General features: G+C 56.6%; 13 protein-coding genes and 4 tRNA genes. 12 read left to right on the top strand and 5 right to left on the bottom strand.

Features of this window, described 5'->3' with window-relative positions; all coding sequences use genetic code 11:
- Positions 1 to 7 precede the first annotated feature (7 nt).
- The 6 genes from wecG to ACMYSP_RS11685 all read left to right on the top strand — a co-directional run bounded on the left by wecG (position 8) and on the right by ACMYSP_RS11685 (position 2,998).
- Entirely contained in the window at positions 8 to 748 is a 741-nt protein-coding gene (wecG, locus tag ACMYSP_RS11710) for a lipopolysaccharide N-acetylmannosaminouronosyltransferase (RefSeq protein ID WP_434586899.1), read from the top strand.
- Positions 749 to 1,066: 318 nt separating this feature from the next.
- Positions 1,067 to 2,452 carry a bifunctional threonine/serine APC transporter ThrP gene (thrP, locus tag ACMYSP_RS11705; protein ID WP_123758118.1) on the top strand — a complete coding sequence of 462 codons (1,386 nt, stop codon included), beginning with the start codon at positions 1,067 to 1,069 and terminating at the stop codon, positions 2,450 to 2,452.
- Positions 2,453 to 2,554: 102 nt separating this feature from the next.
- Positions 2,555 to 2,631: transfer RNA gene (locus ACMYSP_RS11700), tRNA-Arg, on the top strand.
- 64 nt (positions 2,632 to 2,695) lie between these two features.
- Positions 2,696 to 2,771 (top strand) — tRNA-His (locus ACMYSP_RS11695).
- A 22-nt stretch (positions 2,772 to 2,793) separates the two neighbouring features.
- Positions 2,794 to 2,879 (top strand) — tRNA-Leu (locus ACMYSP_RS11690).
- Between the two features lie 42 nt (positions 2,880 to 2,921).
- Positions 2,922 to 2,998 (top strand) — tRNA-Pro (locus ACMYSP_RS11685).
- Positions 2,999 to 3,497: 499 nt separating this feature from the next.
- On the opposite strand, the gene hemY is transcribed toward ACMYSP_RS11685, so the two are convergent.
- Genes hemY through hemC form a run of 4 tightly spaced genes read right to left on the bottom strand, consistent with a single transcriptional unit; the run spans position 3,498 to position 7,606 of the window.
- Positions 3,498 to 4,694, bottom strand: a complete 1,197-nt coding sequence (gene hemY / locus ACMYSP_RS11680) for a protoheme IX biogenesis protein HemY (RefSeq protein WP_123758117.1) — start codon at positions 4,692 to 4,694, stop codon at positions 3,498 to 3,500.
- A gap of 3 nt (positions 4,695 to 4,697) precedes the next feature.
- Positions 4,698 to 5,906: a uroporphyrinogen-III C-methyltransferase gene (gene hemX / locus ACMYSP_RS11675; RefSeq protein WP_434586898.1), complete on the bottom strand. Its 1,209-nt coding sequence runs from the start codon at positions 5,904 to 5,906 to the stop codon at positions 4,698 to 4,700.
- A gap of 21 nt (positions 5,907 to 5,927) precedes the next feature.
- A complete protein-coding gene (gene hemD, locus ACMYSP_RS11670; protein ID WP_434586897.1) occupies positions 5,928 to 6,668 on the bottom strand; it encodes a uroporphyrinogen-III synthase in 741 nt (246 codons plus the stop codon).
- The gene (gene hemC / locus ACMYSP_RS11665) at positions 6,665 to 7,606 is read right to left on the bottom strand and encodes a hydroxymethylbilane synthase (protein WP_434586896.1); all 942 of its coding nucleotides are present in this window, start codon (positions 7,604 to 7,606) and stop codon (positions 6,665 to 6,667) included. Before hemC ends, hemD begins: the two co-directional genes overlap by 4 nt.
- A gap of 348 nt (positions 7,607 to 7,954) precedes the next feature.
- On the opposite strand from hemC, the gene cyaA reads away from it, so the two are divergent.
- Positions 7,955 to 10,507, top strand: a complete 2,553-nt coding sequence (gene cyaA, locus ACMYSP_RS11660) for a class I adenylate cyclase (protein WP_434586895.1) — start codon at positions 7,955 to 7,957, stop codon at positions 10,505 to 10,507.
- Positions 10,508 to 10,569: 62 nt separating this feature from the next.
- Here cyaA and cyaY read toward each other — a convergent pair whose 3' ends face one another.
- Complete coding sequence (gene cyaY, locus ACMYSP_RS11655; RefSeq protein ID WP_434586894.1) at positions 10,570 to 10,890, bottom strand: iron donor protein CyaY; 321 nt, start codon at positions 10,888 to 10,890, stop codon at positions 10,570 to 10,572.
- Positions 10,891 to 11,028: 138 nt separating this feature from the next.
- On the opposite strand from cyaY, the gene lptM reads away from it, so the two are divergent.
- Genes lptM through yigB form a run of 5 tightly spaced genes read left to right on the top strand, consistent with a single transcriptional unit; the run spans position 11,029 to position 14,411 of the window.
- Positions 11,029 to 11,232: an LPS translocon maturation chaperone LptM gene (lptM, locus tag ACMYSP_RS11650; RefSeq protein ID WP_434586893.1), complete on the top strand. Its 204-nt coding sequence runs from the start codon at positions 11,029 to 11,031 to the stop codon at positions 11,230 to 11,232.
- Between the two features lie 35 nt (positions 11,233 to 11,267).
- The gene (dapF, locus tag ACMYSP_RS11645) at positions 11,268 to 12,092 is read left to right on the top strand and encodes a diaminopimelate epimerase (RefSeq protein ID WP_174510377.1); all 825 of its coding nucleotides are present in this window, start codon (positions 11,268 to 11,270) and stop codon (positions 12,090 to 12,092) included.
- A complete protein-coding gene (locus tag ACMYSP_RS11640) occupies positions 12,089 to 12,796 on the top strand; it encodes a DUF484 domain-containing protein (RefSeq protein WP_434586892.1) in 708 nt (235 codons plus the stop codon). The genes dapF and ACMYSP_RS11640 overlap by 4 nt, the downstream gene beginning before the upstream one ends.
- Positions 12,793 to 13,695, top strand: a complete 903-nt coding sequence (gene xerC, locus ACMYSP_RS11635; RefSeq protein WP_434586891.1) for a tyrosine recombinase XerC — start codon at positions 12,793 to 12,795, stop codon at positions 13,693 to 13,695. The genes ACMYSP_RS11640 and xerC overlap by 4 nt, the downstream gene beginning before the upstream one ends.
- Entirely contained in the window at positions 13,695 to 14,411 is a 717-nt protein-coding gene (yigB, locus tag ACMYSP_RS11630) for a 5-amino-6-(5-phospho-D-ribitylamino)uracil phosphatase YigB (RefSeq protein WP_434586890.1), read from the top strand. The genes xerC and yigB overlap by 1 nt, the downstream gene beginning before the upstream one ends.
- Position 14,412 lies beyond the last annotated feature (1 nt).

Below are 14,412 nucleotides of genomic sequence, written 5' to 3'. Positions count from 1 at the left end.
GATGAACATGACTGAGACCATTTCGGCGCCGTTGTATCTGCTGAGAGGCTTACAACTTATCGGCTGGCGTAATATGCAGCACGCTCTGGATTATCTTTACGCCGACGGCACGATTCGCCAGGGAACGCTGGTGGCGATCAATGCGGAGAAAATGCTGGCGGTTGAGGACAATCCCGAAGTCCGGGCGCTGATTGAGGCCGCGGAGTTTAAATACGCCGACGGCATCAGCGTGGTACGCTCGTTGCGGAAAAAATACCCCCAGGCACAGGTGTCGCGCGTGGCAGGGGCTGACCTGTGGGAAGCGCTGATGGAGCGCGCAGGCGCGCAGGGCACACCGGTCTATCTGGTGGGTGGCAAACCAGAAATACTGGCCCAGACCGAGGCACAGCTGCGTGCACGCTGGAACGTCAATATCGTGGGCAGCCAGGATGGCTATTTCACCGCCGATCGACGTCAGGCGCTGTTTGAGCAGATCCGCGACAGCGGTGCCAAAATCGTCACCGTCGCGATGGGCTCACCGCGTCAGGAGATCCTGATGCGTGACTGCCGTGAAGTTTATCCCCAGGCGTTGTACATGGGCGTAGGCGGTACCTATGACGTCTTCACCGGCCATGTCCAGCGGGCGCCGCGGTTCTGGCAAAACCTTGGCCTGGAGTGGTTTTATCGTCTGGTATCTCAGCCGAGCCGCATTAAACGACAGATCCGTCTGCTGCGATATTTACGTTGGTATTATACCGGTCAACTCTGATATTCCACCGCTGTCCGGCGAGTTTGTGTACATATTCTGCGTGAATAGTTAACTCGCCTGATACTTTATTTGCCATTTCCTCAAAATTCATTAACCATTCGCATGCTTAACGCGCGACGGGCACGCGGTGCCATCGCGCAGGCAAGGCTATTTCCTTTCACTCATTCATAAAAATAACCGGTATATGCACCACACCATTGGGGAGCAATCAAGGTGACAAACCTGTCACTCCCCGGTGGCGTCGATCATTTGTGCGGCGCCATCCAGCACGCTGGATGAGGGATAAAAACCGGAGGCAAGGCAAACACAAGAGGCTATATGACAGAGAAAAAAGTGGAACTCCAGCGCGGGCTGGAGGCCAGGCATATTGAACTGATCGCCCTTGGCGGGACGATTGGCGTAGGGCTATTTATGGGGGCGGCAAGTACGCTTAAGTGGGCCGGTCCCTCGGTACTGCTGGCGTATATCATCGCCGGTATATTTGTCTTCTTTATCATGCGCTCGATGGGCGAAATGCTGTTCCTTGAGCCGGTGACCGGTTCATTCGCCGTATATGCGCATCGCTATATGAGTCCGTTCTTCGGCTATCTTACCGCCTGGTCCTACTGGTTTATGTGGATGGCGGTAGGGATCTCGGAGATTACGGCCATCGGGGTCTATGTGCAGTTCTGGTTCCCGGAGATGGCGCAATGGATACCGGCGTTGATTGCCGTCGGGCTGGTGGCGCTGGCGAATCTGGCGGCGGTGCGCCTGTACGGTGAAATCGAATTCTGGTTCGCGATGATCAAAGTCACCACCATTATCGTGATGATTGTGGTCGGGCTGGGGGTGATCTTCTTTGGCTTTGGCAACGGCGGTCATGCCATTGGCTTCTCGAACCTCAGCGAGCACGGCGGGTTCTTTGCTGGCGGCTGGAAGGGCTTCCTGACGGCGCTGTGTATTGTGGTGGCGTCCTACCAGGGCGTTGAGCTGATTGGTATCACCGCCGGCGAGGCGAAAAACCCGCAGGTCACGTTGCGCAGTGCGGTGGGGAAAGTCCTGTGGCGGATCCTGATTTTTTATGTGGGCGCCATTTTCGTGATTGTCACTATTTTCCCGTGGAACCAAATTGGTTCAGGCGGCAGTCCGTTTGTTCTGACCTTCGCGAAAATCGGTATTACGGCCGCCGCCGGGATTATCAACTTTGTGGTTCTGACGGCAGCGCTGTCCGGCTGTAACAGCGGTATGTACAGCTGCGGGCGGATGCTCTATGCGCTGGCGAAGAACCGTCAGTTGCCGGCAGCTATTGGCAAAGTCTCACGCAACGGCGTGCCTGCCGTGGGCGTTGCGCTGTCGATTCTGATTCTGCTGGTTGGTTCCTGCCTGAACTATATTATCCCCAACCCGCAGCGGGTGTTCGTTTATGTCTACAGCGCCAGCGTGCTGCCGGGGATGGTGCCGTGGTTCGTGATCCTGATTAGCCAGATCCGTTTCCGCCGCACTCATCAGGAGGCTATTGCCAGCCATCCTTTCCGTTCGCTGCTGTTCCCGTGGGCGAACTATCTCACGATGGCGTTTCTGATTTGTGTGCTGATCGGCATGGGTTTTAATGACGATACCCGTATGTCGCTGTTCGTCGGTATTCTTTTCCTCGCCCTGGTAACGCTTATTTATCGGGTTTTTGGCTTCGCCAGGCAGGGGAATGCCGAGAAAACGGCGGAATAAACGCCAAAATGAACAAAGCGTGACCAAACAGTAATTTTATTTAAAAAGGCACTAGACAGCGGGGGGGGAAGTCCGTAATATCCGACCCCGCAACGGCGCTAAGCGCCCGTAGCTCAGCTGGATAGAGCGCTGCCCTCCGGAGGCAGAGGTCTCAGGTTCGAATCCTGTCGGGCGCACCATTTAACCCGGTGCTTGAGCTGCGGTGGACTGTTTCAACAGGGCCGCGTGAAAAGATTTGTAGTGGTGGCTATAGCTCAGTTGGTAGAGCCCTGGATTGTGATTCCAGTTGTCGTGGGTTCGAATCCCATTAGCCACCCCATTATTTGATAGAGTTGTGAATTGCGAAGGTGGCGGAATTGGTAGACGCGCTAGCTTCAGGTGTTAGTGTCCTTAGGATGTGGGGGTTCGAGTCCCCCCCCTCGCACCACGACTTTAAAGAATTGAACTAAAAATTCAAAAAGCAGTATATCGGCGAGTAGCGCAGCTTGGTAGCGCAACTGGTTTGGGACCAGTGGGTCGGAGGTTCGAATCCTCTCTCGCCGACCAATTTTGAACCCCGCTTCGGCGGGGTTTTTTGTTTTCTGCACTCGCAGAAAAATCACCTATCCTCATGATATCGCTATTTATATTTCACTCATCATGATGCGACTTATTGCCCGGAATAGTCTCAATTCATTGTCCGGACAGATACATTTTCCCCCGAACCTGTGCGATAATAATCGGGTAGATGCTCATTCCATCTCTTATGTTCGCCTTACTGCCTCATAAACTCAGGAATGATGCAGAGCCGTTTAATGGTGCTTATCGTCCACTGATAGATGTCGCGTTTAGCCTCATCAAACACCATGGACATTACGTTGAGTGAAGCACCCAATTTGTTGTCAAACAGACCTGTTTTAACGCCTGCCCTGATTTCAGTGCAGGCGTTTTTTTATTTCAGGGGTCGGCAGTCGATAGCAAAAGCGAGGACGCAGGAAGAGAAAGGAAAAAGCGGGTGCTGAGAAGAGCGCTATCGCCCCCAGAAGAGGCGATAGCAAAAGGTCGGTTACGCTTGCGGGTTGTTCTGCAGGGTTAACAGCAGGCCATCACGGCGCATTAATGCCGCCTCTTCCGGCTGATGCATCCGGTCCAGCGTATCGGCAAGCCAGGCATAATCGAAGGCATCAGGACGCTGTTTCAGCGCAGCACGGAACGCGATGCTGGCTTCTTGCCATTCGCCGTGACGCATCAGGGATTGCCCCAGGGTGCTCCACAGCAATGGACGGTCGCCAACGGTTTTGATCTGCTGGCGCAGAACTTTTTCCAGCTGCTCGGGATTGTTGGTCTTCAGACGCGGGATCAGCATCGCCAGGCGGTCGTCATACTGCTTTTTCAGACCGTCGATAATAATCTGCTGCGCGGTATCGTGATCGTCGCTCTCGATAAGCAGATTAGCCATCGCTACCTGTAACGTCACCTGGCTGCGGGTTTTGCGATTCTGACTCTTCCACCATTCACGCAGCCCGTCGCTACCGCGGTCGGCCAGCGTTTGGCCCATCAGGCCAACCCAGGCCTGCTGCTCCAACGCGGCGCGGTGTTCTTCATCGCCAACGTTGGCTTTCGCCATGGACGGGATGATATCCAGCAGGGAATTCCACGCTCCGGTGCGGGTATAGGCTTGTTCAGCCAGACGCAGCACTTCCGGATGTCTGGGGGTAATTTCCAGCAGTTTATCAATGCCGTGGCGTGCCGCAAGATTCTCATTGCGGGCCAGCTGCAGGCGCACACGAGCAATCTCAACCGGGATGAGGTCATCCCCGGCCAGCTCAGTCGCGCGTTCCAGATGCTGATTGGCCCGGGCATCGTCGCCACGTTGCTGCGCCGCTTCCGCCGCCATCAGGTAGTTCACCACCGGCTGCTCAGCATGATCGGCGTTTTTCGCCATCAGCTTCTCAACCTGCTGGTAGTCGCCTTCCGCCAGCTTGAGCAGCGCCTGCTCGGTCTGTTTGCGTGCACGACGGCGTTTACGGCCGACGAACCAGCCGCGGGTATGCGCGCCGGTGCGGAAAATACGACGGAACAGCCATTCGATGGCAAACAACACCACCATCGTGAGGATCATAATGATGACCAGCCCGGTGACGCTGGTTTCGATGTTGTAGTTATCGGTCTGGATCAGCACATATCCCTGGTGCCCGGAGATAATCGGACCGACCACGATCCCGGCGATCAACAGCGCGAACAGTAAGAGAATTTTCAACATGCGTTACTCTCCTTGTGCCGCGTGTGCAGGTGCCGGTTCAGGTGCTGGCGCTGGCGCCGATGGGGCAGGGGCTGCAGGAGCCGGCGCGCTGCTCTGGGTGACGGCAGGTTGTGCCATCAGGCTACGGACGCGCGTTTGCATCAGCTTCTCTAGGATGGCCTGGCTCTGCAGGTTTTCCGGTACGCTCATCGTGATGCTTTGCTGGCTCAGCTTATCGACATCCTCAAGGAAGGCCTTGGTAGTGGCATCTTCAGTATCGTAATACGCCCGCACCCACGTCGAGACGTTGTCCAGCGCCTGCTTGTAGGTTTCTTCCTGATGGCGTGGGACCGCCTGGGCAGCAACCAGCAGACGGGAGCGAATATTTTCGCGCAGATAGACGTCCTGGTTCGGTGCCAGCAGCGGCACTGCCGTTTCGTCGCGACGGCGAATGGTAATAAAGCTGTCCATAAAGTTCTGCCAGCTTTTCTGCAGATTGACGCGCCATTCACCGATGGAGCTGGAGAGCTCTTCGCTATCGGAATCCATCGGGGAGTCATCGTCGTTGTTATCGGCGAGACGCAGGTTATCGATCTGGTTTGCGAGCTGGTTGACCTTGAGGATAATACCGTCGTAGTCCACCTGGCTGACCGCTGACAACGTAGAAATATCGTCGGTGATAGCGCGGCGAGCGCCGATCAGGCTGGGATCGTTCATATCGGCAAGGCTAGCGTCGGCGCTTTTCAGCAGCGCGGCGGCGGTGGTGACGTCCTGATCGCTCCACAACTTACGCCCGGCGGATTTCACCAGGAAATCGGCCTGTGCCAGCAGCCAGGTTTTGGCATCGCTACCGGAAATCACCGCCACTTTTTGCTGTACTTCTTCCAGCTGCTTTGTCAGCGCTTCCTGCTGATGCCTGGCGTCGGCGAGTTGGTCAGCCTGCTGCTTAAGCAGACTGTCGAATTCATTTTTCTGGCTCTCTTGCGCTTTAAGCAGCGCGGCGACCCGGTCGCCAAGCACCGTACTGGTTTCGTTCTGCCGGGAGACTTGCTGTTTATTCAAACCAAACAGGCCCACGCCAGCGGCGAGGGCAATGGCGATAGCCACCGCGCTAAGGACGAGGCTGGTTTTATTACCGCCGTTTTTCTTTCCGCTATTTTCTGGCTGTGGCGTCTTGTCCACGGCCTCCCTGGTCTCTTCAACCACGGCGGATTGGTTTTGTTGTTCCGTCATTATGGCTTCCAATGTTGAGAGTTATTGTAATGCGCGTAGCAGCGCATCGTTGTCGGCACCATCGGCAACCTGGATATCCTGCCAGCCCAAATCACGGGCCTGCCGGGCCAGGCGTTCACTGACAACGACAATGCGACAGCGTAGGAGCCACCGCTCGTGATACCACTGCGGCATCAGTGTCCAAAGCTGTTGCAGCATCTCACCGCTGGTGATGACCAGGGTGTTGATGCCGCGAGACTGCCAGCGCATTGCTTCTTCTGCGCCATCATAAAGCTTTGTATTGCGTTGATAACATTCACAAAAAGTGACTTCGGCACCGCGTTCACGGAGCGTTTCACCTAACAATTCCCGGCCACCATTACCGCGAAGAAGGAGCGCCTTCTTTCCCGCAATGTTTTGTAATTCAGGTAATTGTAGCAAGACTTCGCTGATTTCCCGATCTAATGGGTAGCGAATATTCTGACCACTGACCGTATGCAGCGCCAGTGCGGTGGTTCGGCCAATTGCAAAGTAGTCGGGACCCTGCGGCCAGCGCTGACCCAGCTGGTGCAGGCGCGCGTGAGCAAACTCCACGGCGTGCTGCGACAGCGCGAACAGAAGATCGCCGGCGGATAAGGCGGCCAGCTGACCGCTTAACGCGTGCAGTTGGCGACCGGGTGTAAATTCAATAAGCGGAAAGCTCCAGGCCTCCTGTCCTTGCAAGCGCAGGCGGCTGACCAGCTCTTCGCCTTGCGGCAGCGGACGGGTGACCAGGATGCTCATCGCGGTGCTTCTCCGGCATACACCGCGGCGAGAATATCGCGGGCGCCGTTATCCAGCAGCTCTTCTGCAAGGGAAACACCGAGACGTTCCGCCTCTTGTGGCTGACCGCGTCGCTCGCCCTGGACCATTTGCGTACCGTCCGGCGCGCCAACCAGCGCCCGCAGCCACAGCTCACCATCGATAAGCTCGGCGTAGCTGCCGATAGGGACCTGACAACCGCCTTCCAGCCGGGTGTTCATTGCTCGTTCCGCGCGGACCCGAATGGCGGTCTCGTCGTGATTGAGCGGGGCCAGCAGGGTCTGGGTCCAGCTATCGTCGAGGCGACATTCAATTCCAACGGCGCCCTGACCGACGGCAGGCAGCGACTGCTCCGGCGTCAACGGCTGGCGAATGCGCGCTTCCAGCCCCAGGCGCTTGAGCCCGGCGGCGGCGAGGATAATCGCGTCATATTCGCCGCTATCGAGTTTGCCGAGACGCGTGCCCACGTTGCCGCGCAGCGAGCGGATCACCAGATCCGGACGGCGGGCTGCCAGCTGGCACTGACGGCGTAAACTTGATGTGCCAACAACGCTGCCGTGCGGTAGCGCATCGATTGAGGCGTAATTATTCGAGACAAAAGCATCGCGCGGATCTTCGCGCTCGCAAATGGTGACCAGTCCCAGCCCCTCAGGGAACTCGACGGGAACATCTTTCATGGAGTGCACGGCGATATCCGCGCGTCCTTCCATGATGGCCAGCTCTAATTCTTTGACAAATAAACCTTTACCGCCGACTTTTGCCAGCGGCGTATCAAGGAGTACGTCGCCGCGCGTGACCATCGGCACCAGTTCTACGACCAGGCCAGGATGGCAGGACTCAAGGCGATCTTTCACATAATGCGCCTGCCATAGCGCAAGTGGGCTTTGCCGTGTGGCAATTCTCAAAACTTTGTCTAACATGCTTGTTACCGTCATTGTCGACCACAAACTATCCTAACATTGTTGCCTTAGGGATGTTAGTTTTGTGGGTATAGGGCCGTGGCGCTTTGGTCATTGACGTTTGATGCGCATTGCGGTTGCCGCAACCGTAGTGATGAATTTACACACAGTAAACGGTGCTACACTTGTATGTAGCGCATCTTTCTTTACGGTCAATCAGCAAGGTGTTAGATTGATCACGTTTTAAACCATTTGTCCGTCAGCAGTTCATCACAACCACACCGACGACGAATGGTGACGGTTTTTGTTGAAATACTGAAATCCTCCGTACTATTGTACGACGGTTTTTTGAACATCAGGCGATATGTCTTGTACCTCTATATTGAGACACTGAAACAGAGACTGGATGCCATCAACCAACTGCGCGTAGATCGCGCGCTTGCTGCCATGGGACCCGCTTTCCAGCAGGTTTACAGTCTACTGCCGACATTATTACATTATCATCACCCGTTGATGCCGGGTTACCTCGACGGTAACGTTCCCCGTGGCATTTGCCTCTACACGCCTGATGAAACCCAACGCCACTACCTTGATGAACTGGAACTCCACCGGGGCCTGCTGACGCAGGAGCCGCCGAAAGGCGAGCTGCCGATTACCGGCCTGTACTCGATGGGTAGTACTTCCTCTGTAGGGCAAAGCTGTTCCTCCGACCTCGATATCTGGGTGTGCCATCAGGCATGGCTCGATACCGAAGAACGCCAGCTGTTACAACGTAAATGCAGCCTGCTTGAAAGCTGGGCGGCATCGCTGGGCGTTGAAGTTAGCTTCTTCCTGATTGACGAAAACCGTTTCCGCCACAATGAAAGCGGCAGCCTGGGCGGCGAAGACTGCGGCTCCACGCAGCATATTTTGCTGCTCGATGAGTTCTACCGCACCGCGGTGCGCCTCGCCGGGAAACGTATTCTGTGGAATATGGTGCCGTGCGAAGAAGAAGATCACTACGACGATTACGTCATGAGCCTGTATGCCCAGGGCGTACTGACGCCAAACGAATGGCTGGATCTCGGCGGCCTGAGCTCGTTGTCGGCGGAAGAGTACTTCGGCGCCAGCCTGTGGCAGCTGTATAAAAGTATCGACTCGCCCTACAAGGCGGTGCTGAAAACCCTGCTGCTGGAAGCGTACTCCTGGGAATACCCGAATAACCGGCTGCTGGCAAAAGACATTAAACAGCGTCTGCATGACGGTGAAATTGTCTCGTTTGGCCTCGACCCTTACTGCATGATGCTGGAGCGCGTTACCGCCTATCTGCAGGCGATCGAAGATGACACTCGTCTCGATCTGGTGCGCCGTTGCTTCTACCTGAAAGTCTGTGAAAAACTCAGTCGCGAGCGCGCCTGCGTGGGCTGGCGTCGTGAAGTCGTCAGCCATCTGGTCAAAGAGTGGGGCTGGGATGAAAAGCGTCTGATGATGCTGGACAACCGGGCAAACTGGAAGATCGACGAAGTCCGCAAAGCGCACAACGAGCTGCTGGATGCGATGATGCAAAGCTATCGTAACCTGATCCGCTTTGCGCGCCGCAATAATCTGAGCGTGTCCGCCAGTCCGCAGGATATCGGCGTTCTGACCCGTAAGCTGTATGCGGCTTTTGAAGCGCTGCCGGGGAAAGTGACGCTGGTGAACCCGCAAATTTCACCGGATCTCTCCGAGCCGAATCTGACCTTTATCCACGTGCCGCCTGGCCGTGCCAACCGCACCGGCTGGTATGTCTATAACCGCGCGCCGGATATGGAATCGATCATCAGCCATCAGCCGCTGGAATATAACCGTTATCTTAATAAGCTGGTGGCATGGGCCTGGTTTAATGGTCTGCTGACGTCACGTACTCGCCTGTTTATCAAGGGCAACGGTATCGTTGATCTGGCAAAACTGCAGGAGATGGTGGCCGATGTGTCGCATCACTTCCCGCTGCGTCTGCCGTCGCCAACGCCAAAAGCGCTGTACAGTCCGTGCGAAATTCGCCACCTGGCCATTATCGTTAACCTCGAATATGACCCGACCGCGGCGTTTCGCAATCAGGTGGTGCATTTTGACTTCCGTAAGCTGGATGTCTTTAGCTTCGGTGAAGAGCAGAAGTGTTTAATTGGCAGCGTCGACCTGCTGTATCGTAACTCGTGGAACGAAGTGCGAACCCTGCACTTTAACGGCGAGCAGGCGATGATCGAAGCGCTGAAAACCATTCTGGGCAAGATGCACCAGGACGCTGCGCCGCCGGACAGCGTTGAAGTCTTCTGCTACAGCCAGCACCTGCGCGGCTTAATCCGTACCCGCGTGCAGCAGATGGTCTCTGAGTGTATTGAACTGCGTCTTTCGAGTACTCGCCAGGATACCGGCCGCTTTAAGGCGCTGCGCGTGTCCGGGCAGACCTGGGGCCTGTTCTTCGAGCGGCTGAACGTTTCGGTGCAGAAGCTGGAGAACGCTATCGAATTCTACGGCGCGATCTCGCATAACAAACTGCATGGCCTGTCGGTTCAGGTGGAAACCAACCACGTTAAACTGCCGCAGGTGGTGGACGGGTTTGCCAGTGAAGGGATTATTCAGTTCTTCTTCGAAGATGCCGATAACGACAGCGGGTTTAACATCTATATTCTCGATGAGAGCAACCGCGCTGAGGTGTATCACCACTGCGAAGGCAGCAAAGAGGAGCTGGTGCGTGACGTGAGCCGTTTCTACTCGTCATCCCATGACCGTTTTACCTACGGCTCCAGTTTTATCAACTTCAACCTGCCGCAGTTCTATCAGATTGTTGACGTAGACGGCAGACCGCAGGTGATTCCTTTCCGGAGCCAGGCGATCGGCACCACTGCGACGCCGGTGAACCAGGATACTGCCGTCTCACCGATGCTGCAGCAGCACTATTCCTGAGAACGTCTCCTGAGTACCGGTCACCCGGATAACGCGCGACGCGTCGCTATCCGGGAATCACCTTAACGGAAGCTGACGTCTTCGCCTGCCTGCTGTGTGGCCGCCTGCTCCAGCAGATCCCAGAACGTTTCCCCGCTGCGATCGCAAACCCACTCATCACCTTTTAAATCAAAATGATAGCCGCCCTGTTTCGTAGCCAGCCACACCTGATGCAGCGGCTCCTGACGGTTGATAATGATTTTGCTGCCGTTTTCAAAACTGAGGGTCAGTACGCCGCCGTTAATTTCACAGTCGATATCGCTATCGCCGTCCCGGTCGTCCAGACGCTCTTCGATGGTCATCCACAGGCTGTCAGCCAGGCGATGGAATTCACTGTCGTTCATCGTTCTACCCTGCTTTTTTGAAGATGCCGGCAGTATAGCGCGAAACAAAAGCGCGCGCAGTCGGATGCTAAACGCTTGCTTTTACGTCTTCTCCTGCGATGATAGAAAGCAGAAAGAGTGAATCACGGGCAACTATCAATGAAAAACGTTTTTCCAGCGCTTGCCGTTTTATTGGCGGTCTTTAGCCTGACCGGCTGTGGTCTGAAGGGGCCGTTGTACTTCCCTCCGGCAGAAAAGACGGCTGAACCGCCGACCAAACCGGTCGATAGCGGGATCCAGAGCTCGACGCCAGATCGTAACGATCGCGGTGATAGCGGCGGCCCGACCCAGATAAACTATTAACGATAACGTTCTGTTCCGCGCAACTGGAGTAGATGATGCAGTTCTCTAAAATGCATGGCCTTGGCAACGACTTTATGGTCGTTGACGCGGTAACGCAGAATGTTTTTTTCTCACCGGAGCTGATTCGCCGCCTGGCGGATCGTCATCTGGGCGTCGGTTTCGATCAGCTGCTGGTGGTTGAACCACCTTACGATCCTGATCTGGATTTCCACTATCGCATCTTCAACGCCGACGGCAGTGAAGTCTCGCAGTGCGGCAACGGCGCACGCTGCTTTGCCCGTTTTGTACGCCTGAAAGGCCTGACCAATAAACGTGACATCCGCGTGAGCACGGCGAACGGCCGTATGGTATTAAGCGTAACGGAAGACGATCTGGTGCGGGTGAATATGGGCGAGCCAAACTTCGAGCCCTCTCAGGTGCCTTTCCGTGCCAACAAAGCGGAAAAGACCTATATCATGCGCGCGGCGGAACAGACAGTATTGTGCGGCGTCGTCTCGATGGGCAACCCGCACTGTGTCATCCAGGTCGATGATGTAGAAACCGCGGCGGTAGAAACGCTGGGCCCGGTAATGGAAAGCCACGAACGCTTCCCGGAACGGGCGAATATCGGCTTTATGCAGGTCGTCGAGCGAAATCGCATCCGTCTGCGGGTATATGAACGCGGCGCGGGTGAAACCCAGGCCTGCGGCAGCGGCGCCTGTGCGGCGGTCGCGGTGGGCATCCAACAAGGATTGCTGGCCGAAGAAGTACGCGTGGAATTGCCAGGCGGGCGTCTTGATATCGCCTGGAAAGGCCCGGGCCAACCGTTGTTTATGACTGGCCCGGCGGCACATGTCTACGACGGATTTATTCACTTATGAAACAAGTCGGGGAAGAACAGCAGGAAATCACCGGCGCGCTGGACGATCGCGCGGTGGTGGACTATCTGTTGCAACATCCTGAATTCTTTATTCGCAATGCCGCTCTCGTGGAGCACATGCGTGTGCCGCATCCGGTGCGCGGCACCATTTCGCTGGTGGAATGGCATATGGTGCGGGCACGTAATCATATCAACGTGCTGGAAGAGAACATGATGCTGCTGATGGAGCAGGCGACGGCGAATGAAAGCCTGTTTCAGCGCCTGCTGCATCTGCAGACGCGGCTGGCGGCGGCAGAAAGCCTCGATGAGATGCTAAACCGCTTTCACCGCTGGGCCCGTGAAATCGGGCTGGCGGGGGCGACGGTGCGTCTGTTTCCCGACAGCTGGCGGCTTGGCGCACCATCGAAATTCACTCATCTGGCGCTGAACCGGCAGGCGTTTGAGCCCATCCGCATTCAGCGTCTTGGCCAGGCTCGCCATTACCTCGGGCCGCTGCATGGGCCGGAGCTGCTGGTGGTACTGCCGGAAGCGAAAGCCATCGGCTCGGTCGCGATGTCGCTGCTCGGCGGCGATGATGCCCCTGGCGTGATGCTGTTCAGCAGCCGCGACGCTCAGCATTACCAGCCTGGTCAGGGTACGCAGCTGCTGCAGGAGATCGCGTTAATGCTGCCGGGTCTGTTGGAGCGCTGGGTTGAACGCGCATGACCGACTCCCCGTTATTCACCGCCGTTGAACGTTTTCTGCGTTATCTGGGCGTCGAGCGTCAGCTCAGCCCGATTACGCTGCTGAACTACCGGCGCCAGCTCGAGGCGCTGATGGCGCTGGCTGAACCGGCAGGACTGAAAAGCTGGCAGCAGTGCGATGCCGCTCAGGTTCGTGGTCTGGCGGTGCGCAGCCGCAAGCAGGGCCTGGGGCCCGCCAGCCTTGCGCTGCGACTTTCCGCGTTGCGCAGCTTCTTTGACTGGCTGGTCGCGCAGGGCGAGCTGACGGCGAACCCGGCGAAAGGCATATCCGCCCCGAAAATCCCCCGTCACTTGCCGAAAAATATCGACGTCGATGACGTGAACCGACTGCTGGATATCGATCTCAACGATCCGCTGGCGGTACGCGACCGGGCAATGCTGGAAGTCATGTACGGCGCGGGCCTGCGTCTCTCCGAGCTGGTCAATCTCGATATCAAACACCTCGATCTGGAGTCCGGTGAGGTGTGGGTAATGGGGAAAGGCAGCAAAGAGCGCCGTCTGCCGATTGGCCGCAGCGCGGTGGTGTGGATTGAGCACTGGCTCGATCTCCGCGGGCTGTTTGGTACCGATGACGACGCGCTGTTTTTATCCAAATTAGGGAAACGTATTTCCGCGCGAAACGTGCAGAAGCGTTTTGCCGAATGGGGCATTAAGCAGGGGCTGAACAGCCACGTGAATCCACACAAATTACGTCACTCTTTTGCGACGCATATGCTCGAATCGAGCGGCGATCTGCGTGGCGTACAGGAGCTGCTTGGCCACGCCAATTTGTCCACCACTCAAATCTATACCCATCTTGATTTTCAACACCTTGCCTCGGTGTATGATGCGGCGCATCCGCGCGCCAAACGGGGGAAATAATGCGCTTTTACCGACCTCTGGGCCAGATTTCTGCTTTGACGTTTGACCTGGACGATACCCTTTACGACAACCGCCCGGTCATCGACCGTACGTTGCATGAATCGCTGGCCTTCGTGCGGCAATACCATCCGGCGCTGAGCCACTTCGACGTTCACGAGCTACACCAACTGCGCGAAACGCTGCTGGAAACGGAGCCGGAGATATACCACGACGTGACCGAATGGCGCCGCCGTGCGCTGGTGCTGGGGATGACAAATGCCGGGCTTTCCCCCGGACAGGCTGCCGAAGGCGCAGAGGCGGCGATGGCCAATTTTGCCCACTGGCGCAGCCTGATTGACGTCCCGCAGGAAACTCACGATACGCTGGCCGCACTGGCAAAAAAATGGCCGCTGGTGGCGGTGACGAACGGCAACGCGCAGCCGGAGCGCTTTGGGCTGAATGACTATTTTCGTTTTGTGCTGCGTGCCGGCCCGGACGGACGCTCGAAACCCTTTGCCGATATGTATCATCTGGCGGCCGAACGCCTGGAGCTGCCGCTCGGCCAGATACTGCACGTGGGGGATGACCTGACGACCGACGTCGCCGGAGCGATCCGCTGCGGTATGCAGGCCTGCTGGATCAAACCGCAGGGGGCCGACCTGATGCGCGCCAGCGACAGCCGCCTGCTGCCGCACATTGAAATTTCGCAGTTGGCATCTCTGACCTCGCTGATATAAT

It is taken from the genome of Klebsiella sp. R390 (genome assembly GCF_051131745.1).
GTDB lineage: Bacteria > Pseudomonadota > Gammaproteobacteria > Enterobacterales > Enterobacteriaceae > Klebsiella.
The sequence above is the reverse complement of the archived record's forward strand: the minus strand, read 5'-3'. Positions and strand labels throughout refer to the sequence as shown.

What these genes read in the sequence shown, in the direction of transcription:
- hemD (WP_434586897.1), bottom strand. Translation starts at nt 6,668, where the DNA reads ATGAGCATCCTGGTCACCCGTCCGCTGCCGCAAGGCGAAGAGCTGGTC.
- yigB (WP_434586890.1), top strand. Translation starts at nt 13,695, where the DNA reads ATGCGCTTTTACCGACCTCTGGGCCAGATTTCTGCTTTGACGTTTGAC.
- lptM (WP_434586893.1), top strand. Translation starts at nt 11,029, where the DNA reads ATGAAAAACGTTTTTCCAGCGCTTGCCGTTTTATTGGCGGTCTTTAGC.
- xerC (WP_434586891.1), top strand. Translation starts at nt 12,793, where the DNA reads ATGACCGACTCCCCGTTATTCACCGCCGTTGAACGTTTTCTGCGTTAT.
- dapF (WP_174510377.1), top strand. Translation starts at nt 11,268, where the DNA reads ATGCAGTTCTCTAAAATGCATGGCCTTGGCAACGACTTTATGGTCGTT.
- wecG (WP_434586899.1), top strand. Translation starts at nt 8, where the DNA reads ATGACTGAGACCATTTCGGCGCCGTTGTATCTGCTGAGAGGCTTACAA.
- ACMYSP_RS11640 (WP_434586892.1), top strand. Translation starts at nt 12,089, where the DNA reads ATGAAACAAGTCGGGGAAGAACAGCAGGAAATCACCGGCGCGCTGGAC.
- cyaY (WP_434586894.1), bottom strand. Translation starts at nt 10,890, where the DNA reads ATGAACGACAGTGAATTCCATCGCCTGGCTGACAGCCTGTGGATGACC.
- hemY (WP_123758117.1), bottom strand. Translation starts at nt 4,694, where the DNA reads ATGTTGAAAATTCTCTTACTGTTCGCGCTGTTGATCGCCGGGATCGTG.
- hemC (WP_434586896.1), bottom strand. Translation starts at nt 7,606, where the DNA reads ATGTTAGACAAAGTTTTGAGAATTGCCACACGGCAAAGCCCACTTGCG.
- hemX (WP_434586898.1), bottom strand. Translation starts at nt 5,906, where the DNA reads ATGACGGAACAACAAAACCAATCCGCCGTGGTTGAAGAGACCAGGGAG.
- thrP (WP_123758118.1), top strand. Translation starts at nt 1,067, where the DNA reads ATGACAGAGAAAAAAGTGGAACTCCAGCGCGGGCTGGAGGCCAGGCAT.